At 63.2% G+C, this 1,824-nt stretch carries 4 protein-coding genes; all 4 read left to right on the forward strand.

Features of this window, described 5'->3' with window-relative positions:
- On the forward strand, window positions 1-200 hold a 200-nt coding region (locus KZA10_RS13975), incomplete at its 5' end, for a hypothetical protein (protein ID WP_218683180.1).
- Entirely contained in the window at window positions 197-478 is a 282-nt protein-coding gene (locus tag KZA10_RS13980; RefSeq protein ID WP_067117746.1) for a hypothetical protein, read from the forward strand. The genes KZA10_RS13975 and KZA10_RS13980, both read left to right, overlap by 4 nt.
- An 89-nt stretch (window positions 479-567) precedes the next feature.
- Window positions 568-1,257 (forward strand): hypothetical protein, encoded by a 690-nt coding sequence (locus KZA10_RS13985; RefSeq protein ID WP_218683181.1) that lies wholly within the window; start codon window positions 568-570, stop codon window positions 1,255-1,257.
- Window positions 1,254-1,824, forward strand: a 571-nt coding sequence (locus KZA10_RS13990; protein WP_218683182.1) for a hypothetical protein, incomplete at its 3' end; no start/stop codon positions are given. The genes KZA10_RS13985 and KZA10_RS13990, both read left to right, overlap by 4 nt.

Consider the following 1,824-nt stretch of genomic DNA (forward strand, 5'->3'; position numbering starts at 1 on the left):
ACGGCCCACAGCTGACCAAAGCGCAACTCAAGGCCGTTGAGCGCATCGGCCGGATGACGCCGCACGGGTGGCGGGTTCCCTGGGCCGAGGGATGGCGCCTGGCCGAACCCACTCTCAAGACCTCTTCTCCTCGCGTCCGGTGGACCATCGGACGCATTCGCAAGCTTGCTCAAACCCCACCTACGGAAGGAAAGAAATGAACACTCTGATTGAGGTCGCGACCGCGATCACCGGCGTCCTGCCCAACCCTGAGCCGGAGCAGCCTCCGGGCACGGAGGGCGTATCCACGCTGATCAACTGGCTCGCCTGGGGTGCGCTCATCCTGGGTCTTGCCGGCTTCCTCGCAAGCGCCGGGTATCTCGCGTTCGCTGCATTCACGGGCCGTGAGATCCAGGGCTTCAAGGGCCTCGTGATCGCGCTCATCGTGTGTGTCCTCGTCGGCGCTGCCGGCGGCATCATCGCAACGTTCACCGGCTGAGCAGGGGAGAGATCATGAGCGACGACAACAGCGATAGCAACCGCGGCCTGGTCAAGTTCAACGCGTGGTGGCTGGCGGCAGCGATCTTGGTGCTCGCTGTCATCGCCGCTCTCGTACTGGTGCTGACCTTCGGCGGCAGGGACAACCCCGAGGGCGGCTCCACCCCATCAGGTGCGCCGTCGACGCCGTCTCAGCCGAGCGAAAACAAGTCGACTCCGCCCGAGACAGGGGGTGTCTGCGACCTGCCCTCGGGATCAGACATCCCCACGGTCGGACCCGACGCCGAGTGGGTCAACCGCAGCTTCCTCCTCGTACCCGAATCCCCGACGTTCGGTCCGGTGGAACGAGAGGACTCCTCCTGGGGATGCTTCGCTCATTCCCCAACAGGAGCCCTCTTCGGTGCCGCCAATTTCATGGGGGGCCTGCAGGCGAGTAGCGACGCGGATTCGTTCCTGGCATTCGTCGAGACAGCGACCGTCGACAACCCCGGCCGCGCAAACTTCATCGAAGAGCAGAGCGCCGCATTCGGAACCCCGAAGGAGCCAGGCCGGACCGGTCAGATTTCAGGATTCAGGTTCGACCGTGTGGAGGCGGATGAGGTTGTGGTTCGGATCGGCCTGAATCAGGGCACAGGCTCTGAGACAGTCACCGCCTTCATCTCTTTCGCGATGGTCTGGGACTCGTCCGCGTCCACGTGGCTTGTTGACGTGGAGCGCGTCCCCTTTAGCCCGTCAATCGGTGACCTCGTCGGCTTCACAACGTGGGATGCGTCGAAATGATTGCTGTCACAGCGGCCGAGGGCGAGGAGTGCGAGGGGTTCGATCCTCTGTGCTGGGCTGGTGAGGGAATCGGCAACGCTGCCAATAGCGCGTTCACGGATTTCGTGCGTGATATCTGGAAGCTGCTGATCGATTTTCTCGGGTGGATCAACTCGTTCTGGGTGGGCATCCCGAGTGCGGATGTGACGGCCCCGGCGATTGGTCAGATCAACGGGTGGATGGGCTGGTACACGGCCGCGATTGCGTTGATCGGGCTTCTTATCGGTCTGGGTCGTATGGCGATCTCGAACGATTTCAAGGCTGGTTTGCCGGCGGTCAAGATGGTTGTGAACCTCATCCTGGTCACGGGCGTGTACGCGGTGGCGTTCGCGGGTCTGATGACGGCGGGCGACCAGTTCGCGCCGTGGATCATCCAGAAGGCGACGGGGGAGGAGCTGAGCCTGTCGGGGATGTTGTCTCTCTCGGAGATGATGCTGATCTACCCGGGCGGCGGGCTGTTCCTCGCGATCATCGGCCTGCTCGGCGCCGTTGTGAACGTCCTGTTTATGGTGATCCAGGGTGCTCTCG

Origin of the sequence: Microbacterium sp. BF1 (assembly GCF_019279095.1) — a bacterium.
GTDB lineage: Bacteria > Actinomycetota > Actinomycetes > Actinomycetales > Microbacteriaceae > Microbacterium > Microbacterium maritypicum.

Coding starts and splice junctions, on each gene's coding strand:
- KZA10_RS13980 (WP_067117746.1), top strand. CDS start 197: ATGAACACTCTGATTGAGGTCGCGACCGCGATCACCGGCGTCCTGCCC.